The sequence below is a fragment of the Herpetosiphon geysericola genome, assembly GCF_001306135.1.
Classification (GTDB): domain Bacteria; phylum Chloroflexota; class Chloroflexia; order Chloroflexales; family Herpetosiphonaceae; genus Herpetosiphon; species Herpetosiphon geysericola.
In genome coordinates, this window is record NZ_LGKP01000010.1 from 50798 (window position 1) to 69096 (window position 18299).

General features: G+C 51.1%; 15 protein-coding genes. 4 read left to right on the forward strand and 11 right to left on the reverse strand.

Annotated elements, in window-relative coordinates; genetic code table 11:
- Nucleotides 1-52 precede the first annotated feature (52 nt).
- The 10 genes from SE18_RS05015 to SE18_RS05055 form a co-directional block, all read right to left on the reverse strand.
- Nucleotides 53-1711 carry a response regulator gene (locus tag SE18_RS05015; protein WP_054533330.1) on the reverse strand — a complete coding sequence of 553 codons (1659 nt, stop codon included), beginning with the start codon at nt 1709-1711 and terminating at the stop codon, nt 53-55.
- A 25-nt stretch (nt 1712-1736) separates the two neighbouring features.
- Nucleotides 1737-3674 carry a histidine kinase N-terminal 7TM domain-containing protein gene (locus SE18_RS05020; RefSeq protein ID WP_054533331.1) on the reverse strand — a complete coding sequence of 646 codons (1938 nt, stop codon included), beginning with the start codon at nt 3672-3674 and terminating at the stop codon, nt 1737-1739.
- A gap of 94 nt (nt 3675-3768) precedes the next feature.
- On the reverse strand, nt 3769-4056 hold the full coding sequence (locus SE18_RS05025; protein WP_054533332.1) for a hypothetical protein: 288 nt from the start codon (nt 4054-4056) through the stop codon (nt 3769-3771).
- Nucleotides 4057-4127: 71 nt separating this feature from the next.
- Nucleotides 4128-4649 carry an NUDIX hydrolase gene (locus SE18_RS05030; protein ID WP_054533333.1) on the reverse strand — a complete coding sequence of 174 codons (522 nt, stop codon included), beginning with the start codon at nt 4647-4649 and terminating at the stop codon, nt 4128-4130.
- 5 nt (nt 4650-4654) lie between these two features.
- Nucleotides 4655-6319: a protein kinase domain-containing protein gene (locus SE18_RS05035; protein WP_054533334.1), complete on the reverse strand. Its 1665-nt coding sequence runs from the start codon at nt 6317-6319 to the stop codon at nt 4655-4657.
- Between the two features lie 8 nt (nt 6320-6327).
- A complete protein-coding gene (locus SE18_RS05040; protein ID WP_054533335.1) occupies nt 6328-6789 on the reverse strand; it encodes an NUDIX hydrolase in 462 nt (153 codons plus the stop codon).
- A 120-nt stretch (nt 6790-6909) separates the two neighbouring features.
- On the reverse strand, nt 6910-8115 hold the full coding sequence (locus SE18_RS05045; RefSeq protein WP_054533336.1) for a glycosyltransferase family 2 protein: 1206 nt from the start codon (nt 8113-8115) through the stop codon (nt 6910-6912).
- Nucleotides 8116-8125: 10 nt separating this feature from the next.
- Nucleotides 8126-9067 (reverse strand): mevalonate kinase, encoded by a 942-nt coding sequence (gene mvk / locus SE18_RS05050; RefSeq protein ID WP_054533337.1) that lies wholly within the window; start codon nt 9065-9067, stop codon nt 8126-8128.
- 74 nt (nt 9068-9141) lie between these two features.
- Nucleotides 9142-9300 (reverse strand): hypothetical protein, encoded by a 159-nt coding sequence (locus SE18_RS27395; protein WP_160319473.1) that lies wholly within the window; start codon nt 9298-9300, stop codon nt 9142-9144.
- Between the two features lie 349 nt (nt 9301-9649).
- Entirely contained in the window at nt 9650-13450 is a 3801-nt protein-coding gene (locus tag SE18_RS05055; RefSeq protein ID WP_054533338.1) for an efflux RND transporter permease subunit, read from the reverse strand.
- Between the two features lie 186 nt (nt 13451-13636).
- Here SE18_RS05055 and SE18_RS05060 point away from each other — a divergent pair, with 186 nt between their 5' ends.
- From SE18_RS05060 to SE18_RS05070, 3 genes are all read left to right on the forward strand, one after another.
- Nucleotides 13637-14110 carry a MarR family winged helix-turn-helix transcriptional regulator gene (locus SE18_RS05060; protein WP_054533339.1) on the forward strand — a complete coding sequence of 158 codons (474 nt, stop codon included), beginning with the start codon at nt 13637-13639 and terminating at the stop codon, nt 14108-14110.
- A 27-nt stretch (nt 14111-14137) separates the two neighbouring features.
- Complete coding sequence (gene hisN, locus SE18_RS05065; RefSeq protein ID WP_054533340.1) at nt 14138-14914, forward strand: histidinol-phosphatase; 777 nt, start codon at nt 14138-14140, stop codon at nt 14912-14914.
- A gap of 66 nt (nt 14915-14980) precedes the next feature.
- The gene (locus SE18_RS05070; RefSeq protein ID WP_054533341.1) at nt 14981-16753 is read left to right on the forward strand and encodes a serine/threonine protein kinase; all 1773 of its coding nucleotides are present in this window, start codon (nt 14981-14983) and stop codon (nt 16751-16753) included.
- Nucleotides 16754-16841: 88 nt separating this feature from the next.
- On the opposite strand, the gene SE18_RS28305 is transcribed toward SE18_RS05070, so the two are convergent.
- On the reverse strand, nt 16842-17708 hold the full coding sequence (locus SE18_RS28305) for a tyrosine-type recombinase/integrase (protein ID WP_083469733.1): 867 nt from the start codon (nt 17706-17708) through the stop codon (nt 16842-16844).
- A gap of 199 nt (nt 17709-17907) precedes the next feature.
- On the opposite strand from SE18_RS28305, the gene SE18_RS05080 reads away from it, so the two are divergent.
- On the forward strand, nt 17908-18189 hold the full coding sequence (locus SE18_RS05080) for a hypothetical protein (RefSeq protein ID WP_054533343.1): 282 nt from the start codon (nt 17908-17910) through the stop codon (nt 18187-18189).
- The last annotated feature ends 110 nt before the right edge of the window (nt 18190-18299 follow it).

Sequence of the window (18299 nt, forward strand, 5' to 3'; positions counted from 1 at the left end):
CTAAAAAAGCCCCTCGCTCACAAATTGGGCGAGGGGTTAGGTCTAGGGAGTTTTAGCTCGCTACTTTCACAGTCGCTTGATCGCCAGTTTCAATCAAATAGACGCTGCCTTTATGCGCCTTGGCTCGCTTTTTCACATCGGCGGCCAAATCGCCAAACTCGGCAAAGTGAGTAATCTGGTGATTGAGGCTCGAAACGACGCCAATCGAGATGCTTACAAACGGAAATTGCTTGGGATTGCCCTCGCGATCGTTTTGGCGAATAAAGCCGCGTTGGCGCGATTCAATGTCGTAATACAGCGGCGCAAGCTGATCAAACTCACGAATGATCGATTCGCAGATCGCCGCCACATTATCGGGATGGGCCAGAAACACAAAATCATCGCCGCCAATATGGCCCACAAAATCGCCAGCCGCTCCCGAACGCTCGACCGCGCCAGTGATAATTCGCGCAGTTTGGTGGATAATCGCATCGCCTTTGAGAAAGCCATATTGATCGTTGTAGGCTTTGAAGTGGTCAAGGTCGCAGTAGCCCACCACAAACGGCTGTTTGCGATCCAAGCGAGCGGCAATCGCCCGTTCAATCGCCCGATTGCCTGGTAGCATCGTCGATGGGTTGGCGTTGCCTTCGACTTCGCGGCGGCGTAGCGAGGCACTGATTCGCGCTAGCAATTCGTTCCAATCAAAGGGCTTGGTAATATAATCGTCTGCGCCAAGTTGAAAGCCACGTACTTTTTCTTCGGGCTTGCCCAGCGCTGAAACCAGCATCAACGGCGTGGTGGCAGTTTGGGTGCGTTCGCGTAGTTGGCGCAGCACCGTCCAGCCATCAATATCAGGCAACATCAAATCGAGCATAATCAAATCGAAGGGCTGGCGCATGGCTAAACGCAAGCCTTCCTCGCCGCTAGTGGTAACGGTAATCGAATAGCCAGCATTCGACAAGCCTTGGCTGACAACTTGCTGAATTTCTTGATCATCTTCGATAACCAAAAGCTCGGCGATGGTTTTCTTGCGGCTTTTGATCACCAACTCGCTGACCATAATTGGCAAGCGATCCAAGGCTTCGTCTTTGCGAATAATTTGCAGCCGTGGGTCAAGCTCTAGTTTTTCGGTTTGGGTCGCTTCCAAACCAGTGTAAATAATAATTGGAATATGCTTGGTTTCAGGGTCTTCGCCCAACACAAAGGCCACTTGTTCGCCATTGAGGTGCGGCAACATGAGATCGAGAATAATCGCGACTGGTTGATAGGCCCGCGCCAGATCTAAGCCCGCCATGCCATCGGGCGCAGTAACCACGTTATAGCCCGATTGCGTCAAGCGAGCCGAAACCACAGCCCGATAGGTCTGCGAATCTTCAATCAACAAAACACATGGCTTGCTTGTGTCGATGTCTGGGGGATATTTGGGCAAGGCCGAATTTGCCACTTCTGCAGGCGCGTGGTTTGCTTGCTGCGGGCGTTGAGCCAGCACCTCATCAGGGATAATGACCTGAATACCCGTTGCATGGTCAAACATATATTCTTGCAACACATCAATTGCGCTGCCCAAGCGGGTTGCAGAGCGATTGAGCAAGCCCATCACTTCGGCAATTTGGGCCGAATTGGCGTTGGTTTCGGCTAAATAACGTTCAAGCAAGGCCAAACCTGCATTCAAGGTGGTGAGCGGCGTTGCAAAACGGTGAACAAAACGAGAACGGCGTTCGTAGCTATCCATACAGGTATCTCCAGATGCCTTGCGCTTAGGGACGTTGTCGCTCAACCGAGCCGGAAGGGCGATCGCCTTGGTCTTCCATCAGCGCCAACTGACGTGCCACTTCTTCCACCGCCACCCGTTGTTTTCGATAAAAATCCGATTCGCTCATTGCGAGCTTATCTATAATCTCGCGAATCCGTAAGCCTTTGAGAAAGCGTAACTCTAAAATATTGTAAATCATCCATTCGGGCGCAGAAGGATCAAGTTGATCTTCAGGCCGAATGTTTTCGATCGCTTGGCGCAACACGCCTTGTAAGGCGCGGGTTGGGCTGCCACCTTGGGTATTAAGCAATTGACGCACCGTCCGCAAATCGAGCAATGGGCTATCGCTCAGTTTCGGCCCGCCCCAATAGTGCGAAAGCGCATCTTTCACCAATTGGGGAAACTCAGGGTGCAACGCCACATCAGCAATCGCATCGGCCATTTCCGAAGCTGGCGTTTCAATTTCGCTGGTTAATTGTAACAGCGAAGCACTCTGCGGGGCTAGCCCACGCAACGAGCTAAATAGATTTTGCTGCAATTGCATATGCGTCAGCGCCAATTCCATCTGATGCGCCAAGGTTGCGATTAATTGGCGGGTTGGGATGGTCAGCTGTTCTGGTTTGCAGCCAATCCCAATTGCACCCAGTAATTCCTGCTGGCTATTGTACAATGGCAACAAGCAAAACCCATCGTGAATGCTAAAATCCTCAACCTCGGGCATGCGATCGTTGCGAAAAGCGCCATGCGGCAAGCTTTGCAATAGCTCGCTAATATTATTGACATTCAAAAACTGTTTGATCGTGCGGCGCGGGCCACACGAGGCTTGAACTGTAAATTGATCCTCATTGGGAGCCAGCACAAAGCCCGATTCAACCCGCAACGAGCCGCAAACGGCCACCAAGGTATTTTCGAGCAATTGGCGTAAATCTTGGCGCGTAAAAGCCCGCTCCTCGAAACGCCGCATCCAGCGCACTTCATCACTATCTTGGCGATAAATCAAAGTATCGACGGTTGGCCGAATTCGCCCAATAAAAATTGGCATCACCACCGTCATCAACATAACCCCAAAGATCGTGATCGTTGCGCGCGGCAAGCCTGTTGCAGCACTCAGTGGCTCGACCGACTGCAAACAGATAATCAAGGCCACGCCAACGACTGGCCCATATAAAATGTATCTTAAGAAATTATACTTAACTAAGCGATCGGGAACAATCACCCCATGGAAAGCAACGCTATAGGTCATGAGGGTCATCATCACTCCTACGCCGGTTGTGCTTGCACCCAGTAGCATCAACGACAGCCAGGATGGCACAACCTTAGTATTGGCAGCGATGATTAAATAGGGAAACACCCCCAAAAAGGGCGCTAAAAAAGAAGTACTTAAATACCATAAGCGCCGTCGATTGGCGGGCGTGATCGAGCGGCGATGGGCTTGGCGAATACACCACACGCCCAATAGACACACCGCCACAAAATAGCTAATAAAAAACCAAAACAGCGGCCCTTTGCCAAAGCCAACATACGGCTGACTGGGCACATCGATCACCAAAAGATTGCTGGTGAGTGCTACCAACCAAAAGCCAACGCTAAATGTATAGAATAATGGTAAAAGCACTCGCGTCCACATACGTGGATCACCAGTGCTGCGCAGCAGCGATTCAGCAAAGTGGTAGTAGGCCGCAGGCACAAGGCTAATTCCTGCCCATTGAATGCGCCAAAGTACATGGCGAGTAGCCTCAGTTTGCGCTTGACGTTGCAGAATTGCGCCCCCAAGCACAATCATCAAGCCAACGATCAGCAAACAAAATGAACGAGCTACCCCATTGCGCCAATTGTGCAGGGCAATATAGGCAAATAACGAAAAACCTACGACCACAATTGCTGCTAGCGTTAGGTCATTGGCTGCTAGCAAAAAATTAGTCCACGAAAACGCCGCCACCATACCTAAATTTCCTAGCGATTGAGAATGTAGTTTGCGAACTGTGGCCGCAGCACTGCCGCCAACTTGAATTATAGCATGGCGCGACCAGCCGTTTCTAAAGCACTAATTTGATTGCCGCCAGCCATGCCACAATTCCCGCAATCAGACCTACGCCTAAAAGCAAGTTTCGGTTGCGGGTTGATTCAGGCGTGTTCGATTGCATCACGCTAAAGCAACTGAAGCTAATGCCAGCGCCAAGCAGCATCAGGCCCGTCCAGAGATCGCCAAAGATGCTTAACAACAAGCCAGCCAAGGCCAAAATCGCTCCCAAAATGATCAATAGTTTTGAGCCAAACAACTTACCTGGCGCATCATTGGGGTTGCCATAGGGTGTTAGTGGCATAGGTATTCTCCTGCATGCAACAAGCACGGGGTAAGCCGTGCCTGTTGTGTTTTGATTAAATTATTCCTGCATTAAGCTTGCCAAGCAATCCGCAGTTGATTGTGCTCGTCGTAGGAATAATGAGCAAAAAATGGCGGGTCATGCGGCTGCATGCTCAACACTTTTGGCAACAGAATCGCCAAATCATCAACTAAATCGCTGGTTGGCAGTTGGTCTGCCGCGTGCCATTCCAACGCGCCTTCGATGCTCGGCACAAAGTTTTGCTCGCTGGCTTCGGCAGTCCACACCGCCATCACAATGCCCACCTCAGCGCCGCTATCGATATGCACAATCCCAGCAAGCCGGGGCGTGGCAACCGTCAAGCCAGTTTCTTCGTGCACCTCGCGCAACGTCGCGCTCAGAAAATCTTCGTTGCGCTCGATATGGCCGCCAACGCCGTTTAAGCGATTGGGCCATACTCGCTTGGTGGGAGCGCCGCGCAACAGCAATACTTGGCGCTCGGCTCCGCTGCCATAGGTTACAAAACACAGCGTCCGTGGAATCGCCTGCCAACGATGCAAATTGTTGTTAATCCCTTGATCTTCACGCCCCATAATGCTTACCTCGGTATTGCCCCAGGGCCACGCACTTTGGCCATGCCCATTACGGCTTCAGCTAAATTCGCGTCGAGTTTATAGGCTTTTTCGTAGGCTTGCAAGGCATCGTTGTTTTTGCGCAGATCAAAGAAGGCTTGGCCTTTGCCACACCATGCTTGGGCATCGCGTGGATTGACCTTCAAGGCTTGATCAAAGTAGTACAAGGCTTGCTTGGCTTGATTTAATTCGAGCGAGGCATAGCCCATACTCCGCCAAGTAATTGGATCATTTGGGTCGAGCTTGGAAGCATATTCGTAGGCTTGAAAGGCCTCTTTGGGCAAGGCCAATGCACTATAGACGCGGCCACGGCCCAGCCATGCTCGCCGCTCTTTTTTATCCAAGTTCAAGGCCAAATCATAATCTTCCAAGGCTTCGCGCAGTTGATACAAATATTCGTGCGATTCGCCTGAAAGCCAGTGTAGGCGCACTTCTTCATCACGCGTTGGATAGAGCGTCAAAGCATGTTCGTAGCTTTTGAGTGCATCGTTGTAGGCCAACAAGGCCACTTGGCACATTCCCAAATTGAGCCAATAGGTTGCGCGCGCACTTTCTAGCTCGGTGGCTTGGCGAAAGCATTTGAGCGCAGCACTATATTCGTGCAACGACATATGCACAATGCCCTTGGCATTCAGATCAGCGGCTTGGGTTTCGACGCTAATCGTCACGGTTGGGCGGGCCAGTTCTTCGCCCAAGTGATATTTGCGCAGCCACTGCAAATCATGTTCAAGTTCATCGAACGATTGGTAGCGGTCGTTGGCTTTTTTGGCCAAACAGCGCAAAATCACGTGGTCGCAACCGCGGCGCAAATCGGGCCGTACTTCCGAAGGTGTTGGCGGTGGCACGTTGCAATGCAAATGGGTCAATTCAGCAACCGTCGGCGCTTTGAAGGGCAAATCGCCAATCATCATCTCATATAGCATCACGCCCATTGCATAAATATCGCTGGTTGTGCCTAACGGTGTGCCTGGCGCACGTTGCTCTGGCGACATGTACGGTTGCGAGCCACCAAACAAATCGCTGGCATGGGTCACAATTTTGCTGTCGTTATGCTGCGAATCGTGGCCCCAGCGCACTTTATTCGAAACGCTGGCACCTTGGGCCAAGCCAAAGTCGGTCACTTTGGCAATGCCTTCTGGCGTAACCATCACATTATCGGGCTTGAGATCGCGGTGAATCAAATTACAACGATCGTAGGCATATTGCATGCCCCAGCAAATTTGGATGGCAAAATCGAGAATATGTTTAAAGCGCAAGCGGCCACGGCGCATCATCTCGCGCAGCGAAACTCCAGGTACAAACTCCATAACGATATGCGGACGGCCTGCAATCGTCACAATTCTGGTTGCTTCGACAACGTTTGGATGCGAACCAAGCCGCATCCAAACTTCGGCCTCACGGGTGAAATTGGCAATTGCACTATCGACCCATGTGAATTTTGCTTGAAACGTTTTCATGGCCACGGTCTGCTCCGAACGCAAATCGCGGGCAATGTAAACCAAGCCCATAAAACCTTTGCGCACATTGCGCACCAAGTAGCGTTGGTCGATGATATCGCCAACTTTAAACTCTACGCCCTTTAAATTATCGGCATCATCAGAGCGCGAGAGGAGCTTATCGAGAATGGCCACAGCTCACCTCATTGATTGTGATTTGGTTGATGGTCGCCGACTGAAGCTGAACGTTGTTCGCGTAGAATCGCTGCTGGTTGATTGCTCAAGGCATCGAGCACTCGCTCACGATGTTTTGGCAGAAATTGTTCGGTAGGCAAGGATTCTGGGGCAAACCACTGATGTTCCGCAGATTCCTCGGTTGTTTGGAGTTCCCCGCCAAGCACATTGCACTCAAAGGTTAGCACGACTTCATGCTTTTGGGGCTTGGAATAGACCCCAACCAGCCGATTTACGGCAACCTCTAAGCCTGTTTCTTCGCGCACCTCACGAATAATGCCCTCGCTGACACTTTCGTGGGCTTCAACCCCGCCACCTGGCAAATTCCACCAGCCGCTATCAGCCCGTCGTGAAAGCAACACTGCACCATTGGAATTAAAAATAAGCGCAAATGCCGCTACCCGATGGCTCGGTGGATGGATCTTGGTCATCGTTGACGCTCCTAAAAACGAAAAATGAATAATAGTCGTCGCAGACCAAAGCAAAAGAATATCCAATGCTCTAAACATTGGCTTAACACTATCATAACGTGGTGATCAAGAGGGGCAAGATTAAGCCTTTGGTTGTTGATCAAGACTTTTGGCTAATAGCATGCCTTGTAGTAGGATCGTCGCATCGGCGGCCCGCCGTTGACGGCTCAATGCTTGAATCGATTCTAATAAGGCTGCATTAGCATCGTTTTGTGCTTGCACAATTGGCACAACAAAATCACGAGTGGCCAAACGTAATAGGCCGTTGCGAATTGCCCCCAACCACGGTCGCCGCGCTGGAATCGGCGCTGGTGCAACATTCACTTTAGCACGAAGTTGGCGTTCAATCCATTGCAATTCGGTTTCGCCACCGTCGGCAGTTTCATCAGGAAAAATATCAAGTTCGCTGATCACCGGCTGCGATTCATGGTTTAAAAAGGCTGATTGATAGGCCAAATAGGCAATCTTCAGCGCTTGAATCTCATCGTCGCTCGCACAAGCGCGAATATGGCCCATCTCGGCAGGGAGCCAAGTGCGCATCAGCCAAGTATTGTTGAAATATTTAAAAAGGTAGCGCAAGCGATTGAAATGATAGAGCTGCAAATAAACAGCGCTACGATGGCCCACGCTTGAGCCTTCAATATGGGTTGCAACTGCGCGCGGCGTATATAAAATATCCAGCCCTGCCCGGCGCAGGCGGGTGCAAAAATCAACTTCTTCATAATAGGCGGGGTAGAATTGCTCATCCAGCCCGTCGAGGCTTTCCCAGGTACTGCGCCGACACGCAAAGGCCGCGCCAGTCACATAATCGACGGTTTCTAGGGCGTCATATTGGCCTTGATCGTGCTCGCCGACTCCCCGATGATGGCCCAAACCCCATGGCAAGCGCAAAACGCCACCTGCATGCTGAAGCGTGATTCCATCGCGATAGAGTAACTTGCCGCCAACCGCGCCAATATTTGGCCAGCGTTCCAAGGGCGCAATCAGTTGTTCAAGCCAAGCGGGCTGCACAATTAAATCGGGATTAGCCAGCACAATATATTCAGCAGAGGTTAATCGAGCGCCTTGGTTGCAGCCGCCTGCAAAGCCCAAATTAGCTCCGGTTTGCACAAAGCGCACTTGGGGAAATTGGCTTTTGACGATTTTGGCGGTTTCATCACGCGAGGCGTTATCGACCACTACCAATTCGCTGGGCGCAGGATCAAGCGCCAACAACGAGTTGAGGCAATCGCCAATATAGCGAGCGTGGTTGTAGGTTACAACAATAATTGCAGCATCAATCGTCACAGAAGCAACCTCATCGCTTTGAATCCGTTGGTAGCAAGCTGGTTTGCCAGGTTTGAACAGCGCCAGCCGCTCGCAGCTGTTGTTGAACATGGCTGGCACGCTCAGCGGAAACGAGCGCTAGCATAATTCCACCCCAGCCAGCGCCCGACATTTTTGCACCCCAAGCCCCAGCTTCAAGTGCGGCCTGCACCAATTGATCAAGTTTGGAGCAAGAAACGCCGAGCGTTTGGAGTAATTGATGATTTTGGCTCAGCAATTGACCAAATGCTGGGCCAGCGTTGCTCGCGAGCGCTGCTTGAATTTGCCGCACTAGGCTGCCAATTGCCGCAAACTGAACATTATATGGCTCTTGATCGGCCAACCAGCGCTGGCGCAAATCGCCGACAACCGCTTTAGTTTCGCTAGCGATGCCACTATCGGCGACCACAAAATGCCATTGCTTGCCCACCGCTAACGGCGCAATCAGTGGCTCGCCATGGGCTTGGCGCTGAAACAGAATTGGCTGTTCGTAGGCAACGACCGTATTATCAATGCCTGAGGGCGTGCCATGAAAGGCTTTTTCGCTCTGATACACCAAATCTGAGATAACATGGGCTGCAAGCTGCTGGCCCGCCTGTTCGGCCAAGGCACGCACCAAGGCTGCACCAACCGCCGCGCCACTGCCCATGCCACTAGCAATTGGAATGCTGGAGCTGATCGTCAAGCGCAAATCAGGCTCTGGCAATTGCAAATAATCTAAGGTACGCTGAGCCAAATCGCTGAGCGGCGCAGTTGCCCGCAAACGCCAAACCAAGCCCAAATCGGGCGCGTGCACGGTCATGCCAGCGCCAGAAGGAGCTGGTTCGGCGACGACGCTCGCTCGTAGGGCGGCAATCGGTATAGCTAAAGCAGGTTGAGCATACACCACGGCATGCTCGCCCGCTAAAATAAGTTTTCCTGGCGCACTATTCATCGCGAGTATTATAGATCGAATATCTTAATATGCTGCGTGGCCTAATTAATCAATTAGGCCACGCCAAAGTCAGCTTAATCCCACAAGAAATAACGCCCTGCTTGATAAATCATCCCCACGGCGGTCAAAATGACCGCCACATACCAAGGCACATCGAGAAACATCATGCCAACAACTAAGACCAAAAATAAAACCGCATAGATAATCAGCCAATTGCGAAAACCCTTGGACATAGCCATAACTCCTACACACAACAAAACGTAGCTCGATTGAACGTGTGCAAATCGTAATATGCACGTTTGTGGACATCGATTTAGTACATGGTACGCATAGCAGACGTAGAATGCAAACAGAAGCTGGATTTGGCTGATCCAAGCTTGATTGACAACCCTAGTGCTCATGCACGCTGGGAAACATACTTGGCTAATGGCCAGTGTAAAGCATTTTTCCTACAGTTGCGAGGCTAAATCTGTTAGCAAACAGCTTAACCACAAAACCACGAAGCCTGAACATTAAAGCGACAACAAAAAGCGTAGGCTACCGTGAGGGTAACCTACGCCGTAACCAGAACCAAGCAGCTGATTAAGCGGCTTCGGCTTCGCTGGTTTCACTGTGGCCGTGCTTATCGCCAAAGCCAAAGCGTTTTTTGAGGCTTTCAACCAAGCTATAGACAACTGGCACAACCAGCAAGGTCAAGAAGGTCGAGGTGAACAAGCCACCAATCACTGCAATCCCAAGGTCTGCGCCAATAAAGCCACCTTCTTTGAGGCCCAAGGCCAATGGCAGCAAGGCAACCATGGTCGCGATTGCGGTCATCAAGATTGGCCGCAAGCGCACACGAGCTGCTTGAACCAACGATTCGTAGACTGGCTTGCCTTCTTCACGATATTGTTCAACCAACTCAATCAACACGATTGCATTGGTCACCACAATCCCAATCAAGAGCAAGACCCCAATCATGGTGGTGATGCCCAGTGGCTTGCCAGTGAGGAACAACGAGGTCAAGACCCCGATAATCGCCAATGGCAACGAGAAGAGAATGATCAACGGGTTCATCAATGAGCCAAACGAGAGCACCATCACCAAATACACCAAGATAACGGCCACGCCCAAGGCGAGGAACATATCGTTGAAGGTGTCGGTTTGTGATTGAGCTTGGGCACCAGCTTGGATGATCACGCCTTCGGGCAAGCCAATGTTATCGCGAATTTCAGCCTCGACCGCAGCTTGGGTCGAGAAGGTATCATCGCTGGTAAATTGACCTGAAATCGAGGTGGCGCGGTCGCCGTTGATCCGGACGATGCTGCTTGCACCAGGCACTTCGCTAATGGTTGCAACTTGCGAAAGTGGCACGGTGTTGATTGTGCCAACTTCGAGCGCGCGCAATTTTTCAGCATCCAAGGCCGCAGGATCAACTTGTACATAAATATCAAGCGGTTTGTTGGTGCCATCCAATTGCACAGTCCCTGCGTTTTCGCCAGTAAGCATTGCCCGAATTTGCAAAGCGATTTGGGCTGTGCTGGTGCCGCTGTTGATTGCCTTGGCAGGATCAACTGCAACTTCAAGTTCTGGCTGAACTTCGGCCAAGCTGCTCTTGACGTTGGCAATATCGAAGCGATCGCTGGCTAAGTTGCCACCAATTGTCGCCATAATTTTGTCATTGGCTTCGCGCAGTTTGTTAATATCCGAGCTAACCAAGGTGATGTCGAGGCCAGCATTGCCAGGGCCGCCGCCTTGCGAAACAACTTCGGCAGTTACCGATTCAAGCCCAGCAACGCCTTTGATTTGGGTTTCTAGTTCTTTGGCGAAGGCAGCTGGGTCGGTTACTTTGTCGTTGTCAATCGTCAAGCTGAAACGGGCGCTATCAGGAGCGCTGGCACCACCAGATTGATCGCGATTGCGGTTTGCACCACTAGCGCTCCCAATCACGGTTTGAATATCGCGCACTTTACCTTGTTCACGTTGCACCAACAACAATTTTTCAATTTCATCGGCCTTAGCAACGGTAGTGTTCAAGTCGGTGCCCGATGGCGTATTGATTTGGATTGAAATCAACTTTTCGCTGCTATCAGGCAAGAAGGTGAATTTCAAGAAATTGACGAAACCAAAGCTACCCAGCAACAAGGCAAATGCAATTACCAACGTCCAAGCGCGGTTGCGCAAAGCCCACAACAAGGCTGGAGTGTAAGCGCGTTGCATCCAAGTGTTTTCTGGCTCTTCTTTGGTTTGGCGAATAAACAGATAAGCCAAGAGTGGCACAATCGTAATCGCTACAATCAACGAAGCCAACAAGGCGTAGGTTACGGTCAAAGCGAAGGGCAAGAAGAACTTCGAGACGATCCCGCCGACCAAGCCCAATGGCAAGAACACACAGACGGTGGTCAAGGTCGATGAGGTAATGGCGCCAGCAACTTCCTTGGTGCCTTCGATCACCGCTTCGCGGCGATTCGCACCTTTATTCAAGTAGCGATAGATGTTTTCCAACACCACAATCGAGTCGTCGACCACCCGTCCGACCGCCACAGTCAGACCGCCCAAGGTCATCACGTTGAGCGAGAAGCCTTGCAAACGCATCAGAATCAAGGCCACCATAATTGAAAGTGGAATTGAAACTGCGGTTACCAAGGTCGTGCGCAACGAACGCAAGAACAAGAAGATCACCACAATTGCCACAACTGCGCCAATTGCGCCTTCGGTCAACACAGCGCTGACCGCTTGGTTAATTGGGGTGGCTTGTTCGCTGACGATTTGAATCGTCAAACTACCATCGTTGAACTTGGCGAATTCAGCTTCAACAGCTTCGACAATTTCAACCGTGTTGCCAGTGGTATCTTTTGAAATTTCCAAGCCCAAGCTGGCTTGACCGTTGGTGCGGGTTACGGTGCTGCCGCCAACTGCGCCAACTTCAACCGTCGCCACATCTTTCAAGCGAATCAGCAATGCTTCAGGCACGCCAGTGCTGCCAGCAGCATCGGGATTGTTGAGCTTTTGCGCCAAGGCTGCTTGGCTTTCTGCTGAAAGCAAGGCAGTGATTTCAGGCGTAAAGGCTGATAAGAATTGAGCTGGAATTTGCTCAATTAACTCTGGCGTAATTTGATCAGGGCTGGTAATGCCAAAGGCCGCAAATTCTGCTGGCAAGGCACTTGCGCCATTCCCTGGCGCAGGTGTAGGCGCAGGAGCAGCAGCCACAGCTTCAGCTAAAGCAGTTTGGCTGGCTTCAGGCAAAGCCAAGGCCAAGTTGACTGGGAATTGAGCCAAACCAGCAACTGGCAATTGGCTAATCACGGCAGGCGTAATTTGATCGGGGCTGGTAATGCCAAAGGCCGCAAATTCTGCTGGCACTTCAGCTTCTGGCAAGCGTTCAGCCAACGCAGCTTGGCTATCATCGCTCAAGGCCAAGGCCAATGGCAAGGTGATTTGGCTCAATCCAGCAGCAGGAAATTGGTCAATTACTGCTGGCGTAATTTGATCGGGGCTAGTAATACCAAAGCCTTGCAACGCCGCCGGAATCAAACTGGTTGTAACTGGTTGGTTTGGGGCTTGGGTTGGTTTTGGTGTTGCCGCAGCAGTTGGTTGAGCAGCTGCGCCACCAAAACCACCAGTTGCACCACCAAAACCACCGCTGGCTCCGACACTTAAATCAACGCCCTTGATGCCAACCACGACATTTTCAATTTCGTTGGTTGAGCTATATTTGTGGGTGATCCGCAAAGGCAACGAACGGCCTTCGTCGGTAATTGTCCCAACTGGAAAGACCAAGTTATTGGCTTGCAAGAATTGGACAACTTGGGCTTGGGTTAAGTTGTTGGCCGCCATTTTCTCAGGGTTAAGCGTGACCAAAACTTTTTCTTGCTCGCCGCCGGTTACCGCCACGTTGTTTACGCCAGGAATGGCCGACAAGGCTGGAACCAGCTCGCCATCGACTTTGGCTTGTACGTCGCTTAAGTTTGCGCCGCTGACACTGGCCACGACAATTGGCAACGAATTGAAGTTAAACGTACCAATCGTTGGTTTTTGAGCGTTCTCTGGTAAGCTCAACGAGCTGATTTTCTCTTGAACTTCAACTTTGGCATCTTTGGGGTCAACATCAACATCAAAGGTCAAAATGGTAAAAGCAAAGCTTTCTGACGATGTTGATTGAACTGCTTGAACGCCCGACAAGCCATTAACGGCCTTTTCGATGACCGATGTCACTTCGCTATCCATGGTTTCAGAAGAAGCCCCCGGATAGATCGTGGTGATGCTGACGATGGGGAAGGAAATATCCGGGAAGAGTTCCCGTTTCAGCCCTGCTGAAGCAACCAGCCCCGCAATGATCAAGACCACTGAGATCATGATCGTAATTGGCGAGCGCTTAAGCGATTGACGTGTAAACCACAACACTACGTGGCTCCTTTCGGCACGAAAATGTTTGACGGCAAGATTATTTGTCGCTACGATTATATATGTCGATAATATTTCGGCACGCGAACTATTATAGGATTTGTGAATTTTGTGTCAAGATGCCAATCGCCCTAAAGTGGCATGGTACTTCGCTTTTTCACAATTGTTCACAACAAGGAAACCTTTATGGAAGATGAACATCGTAGTTCACTACTCAGCTCAATCTCCGATATGATTCGCCAATTGACTTGGCTCTCGCATCGTCAAAGCAGCCAAACGATGGAACGCTTGGGCTTGACGCTTTCGCAAGCAATTTTATTAATTGCCCTCGATGCCCACCAAGGCCGCGCCACGATGAGCGACCTTGGCCGCATTACCCAGCACGCGCCAGCCACATTAACTGGAATTGTTGATCGGCTGATCAACAACGATTTGGTGGCTCGCGAGCGCGATGAACAAGATCGGCGTGTGGTGTTCGTAGAGCTTACGGATGCAGGGCGCAAAAAGATTGAATCAATCAATGCTGAACGCTATCGCGATATGTCGCAACTGATGGAGCAATTCGATAATCAGGAATTGGCGCTTTTGGCCGATATTGTGCAGCGCTTTGTGCAAGAACTTGCTCGTTTGGATGCGGCCAACTACCATGGCTCACGCTAATTGTGTTGCTATGGAAGGATGCGAGCCATGCCAAGTTTGCGCGAATTGTTGGATGTTGCGACCGAAGCTGCGTATTTAGGTGGTCGGCGCACGCTGGCCTATTTTGGGGCCGATGTTCAGGTTGAAACCAAAGGCGATTCGACTCCGGTTACCCGTGCTGATCGCGAGGCCGAAACAATCATTCGCGAATGTATTGGGCGCTATTTTCCAACCCATACGATTATTGGCGAGGAACATGGCGAACAACAGGGCGATGCTGATTATCGCTGGATTATCGACCCAATTGATGGCACCAAAACCTTTATTCATGGCGTGCCGTTTTATGGCGTGCTGATTGGGCTGGAAGTGAAGGGCCAAGCCAGCGTGGGCGCGGTCTATTTGCCAGCCTTCGATGAGATGCTAGCGGCGGCTGATGGTTTGGGCTGTAGCTGGAATGGTCGGCCAGCACATGTGAGCAAGGTCGATACACTGGCCGAGGCCACATTGCTAACGACCTCAGTAACTTCAGCTATGAAACGCTCTGATGCCTACGAGCAATTGGTGCGCAAAACCAAACTTCAGCGCACCTGGGGCGATTGCTATGGCTATGTGTTGGTGGCAACTGGGCGGGCCGAAATTATGCTTGATCCAGCTATGAATCCGTGGGATTGCGCGCCATTGCTGCCAATTTTGCGCGAAGCTGGCGGCCATTTCACAACCTGGGCGGGTGAAGCCAGCATTTGGGGTGCAGATGCGGTGGCGACGAATGCAGCGTTGCAACAAGAAGTTTTGGCAATCTTGGCCAATGAGCGCCGTCAGCAGTAGCTACCTTTTGGGCACAGTTGCGTAAACGTGTATCATACGTGAAAAGCCTTTAATTGAGATCAATCTATGCAATGTCCTGCGTGTGGCACAACCGTGACCAATACCCAAAGCTCTAGCTGCGATCACTGTAACGCACCGCTACCTCAACTGCTGGTAGCTGGTGCGTTGGTTATGAATCAATATCGCGTGCTTCAACCCTTGCGTGAGGGTGGCACCGGCCAAATCTACCTAGCCGAGGATACCCGTACCTTCAATCGCCAATGTATTTTGAAGCGCACCCAACTCCAAGGCGGTAGTGAAGCACGCCGCATGTTTGCCACCGAAGCCGAGCTGCTAACCAAGCTACGCCATCCCCAAATTCCCCAAGTCTTTGCCTATTTTGAGGAAGCAGGGGTAGCTACAATTGTGATGGAATATGTGGCGGGCCGTGATTTGGAGCATGGGCTAAGCCATATTCTGCTTGATGGCAGCTTTATGGCTGGCAAAGCACGGCCATTCGAGCAAGTACTACGTGATGGAATTGTGGTCTGCAAAATTTTAGAATATTTGCATGGCCTCAAGCCAGCAATTGTCCATGGCGATATTAAGCCCGCCAATTTGATACGCGATCGTGAGAGTAACGAGCTTTTTTTGGTCGATTTTGGTGCAGCCGCAATTAGTGGCGATGGCAAAACCTACGGCACGCCTGGCTATGCAGCGCCTGAGCAATATCGCAATCAGCGCTATCCTGCCAGCGATATTTATAATTTAGCCGCCACCATCTATCAACTGCTCACCGATGATGATCCAACCCAGCACCCGTTACAATTCCCGAAATTAGCGAGCCTGCCCCAACGCATGCAACAAGTGCTTGGCCGTGCGTTGCATGAAGATTTAAGCCAACGGCCAAATGCCACCATTTTTCGCGATTTGCTTGAGGAAACGCTTGAACCAACCCTCGTTCAGCCGTTTAAGTTTCCGAGTGGCATCACGCCCTATACTGGCCATGATTTGGCCCAAGCAATTCAGGCAGATTGGGGCTATGGCTTGCATGCCTTGGTCAACGGCGATCTGAACACATGGTTGCGCCAGCATCAACAGACTGAATTGGCGATCAAAGTTCATCGCATGCTGGTACAAAACGAACGTCCAGAGCGGGTGCTTGATTTTTTGGTTGGAAGTTTAGCGCCGAATCTATTGGCTGCTGAAGTTAAATTTGAATACAACACCGTGATCTTGCCATTGGATGGCATGACCGCCACGCCATTGACGGTTACGGCGCGCAATCGGGCGGCACATATTAAGGCCGTCGATGCACCTAGCTGGTTGCAAGTTGGGCCGCCAGAGCTTTACGTCGTGCCCGATCAACCCCAACAGTTTCAATTTGGTATCGATCTTGATCGTAATCCAATGCCTGGCCAATCTGCCAGCGTAAGCTTTGAAATTCGGGTTGGCAACGAAAAACCGCAGCGGCGCAAATTGAAGATACAACTAGCGCAAGGCACGCTCCCCAAGCCAGATACCGGCGATTTATGGCCCTTGATCGCTGGCTTTGGTGGCGGTGCTGTATTTCTGAGCATCGTTTTGGCGGTGGTCTATTATCCCAATAATAGCTTGTTGATTGAGGCGGCAGTTGGGGCATTAATTGGCATTATTTGGGCGATGATGTTTGCTGAACGCAAACATGATGTGATTCTGCAGTTGTTGTTGAGCATTGGCGGGGCGTTGTTAGCAGGCAGCGTGTATGCGATTTATATTTTCGGAGCATTTAACCCATTTTCATTAACTGCCTTCTTTTATGCATTAGGCGGCAGTTTAGGGTGTAATGCTATCTATCAATACTTTTTTAAACAGCTCTAAAACAACACATCCAGCCATTGAAGTGGCTGGATGTGTTTGATCTTGGTGGAGATGGCGGGATTATTCCCCATGGTCGGGGAACGTCGTTTTACCAAGTATCGGGCAAAAGAGCCACCGCTGATCGTAATCGTTCAGTGCTTACCATGAGGTATCGTTGGGTTGTTTCTAGCCTTTCATGGCCTAGCAACTCTTGAATGTGCCGAAGGTCAGCGCCTCGGTTCATCAGCTCGGTTGCGAAGGTATGCCGGAGCATATGGGCGGAGATATTCATCCCATGCTCCCGGACTAATCGCTCAAAAACATGAGCCAGTGATTTGACACTGAGGATCTTTCCATCTTCCCTGCCACACACTGGGCCACGGGTGGCCATCGTTGCCTCCAGCTCGGAGCGCAAACGCGGATGCAGTGGCACCGATCGATCCTTCCCCCCTTTTCCATCTCGCACGGTTAAGTAGTTACTCTCTAGATCAACGTCGCGCCAATCTAAATGCACCACCTCGCTAATGCGCAGGCCAGCATAGAGCATGAGCGCGATCGCCCGACGATCCCGGGCATGTGACCACGGTGATCGCCGAATCTTTGGAGGTAAGTCCATGACCTCCCACAATTGGCGTACATCGCGAACCCGAAGCGCACGGGGCGCTACTTTCGCTTTTTTGGGCCATTGGATTAGGAGGGTTGGGTCGGTGGGGATCAAGTTTCGCTTGATTGCCCAACGTAAAAAGGATCGAATTGTGGTTAGGGCATTCGCGACGGTTGAACTTTTCGCATCTTTCGCGATTGCCTCCTGATACCGCTGGATCATTGCGGTATCAATGTTGATTAACTTCGGATCGGATGTCCACCGGGCAAAATACCGAATTTGATCCCGATAGCGTCTGATCGTGCGTGGCCGATAACCACGGGCAACGGCTGCGGATTCCCACTGTGGCAACGAATCTAAAACGGAGGGCATGGTCTAACCTCACTCTAAAACCATGTTCCCCACTACGGATTCGGGTGGCAACTATCCTAAGGCGTAAATGACAGATTGATTAATAAGGTGCTGTTAGATAGCCTAGCATGCACCAATGGTTGAGAGGGATCGGTGATTCGCCGTCGGGGGGCAATCAACGGTCAAAGATGTGAGGAGGTGAACTATATAGGGAGAGCACATGCCAGCAAAACATAGGCGGCGGCGCTGGCCAATCTACGCGGAGGGATACCGCCGGGAAACCCTCCAGCTCGCACAAACAAGCAAGAAAAAAGTCTATGCAGCACGCATGCTGTTACGAGACGCGATCGGCGGGGGATTACATCGAACGCATCCCGACAAAGCGGAGCTAATCGCCACGCGGGTGTTGGTACTGTTGGCAGAGATCGAGACGGATCAAGTATCGATCGCTCGGAATATGGAGGCTGCATCAATTGCAGCGGAGGATGATCCAGCCCTCTAAATCGCTGGATAAATCGAATAGTCGTTCCTGAGTCAGCCCTAGGGCTGGCTTTTTTATTGGGTTTTTACCATGCCACACGCACAAAAAAACACCGTTGGCGCGGTGTTGAG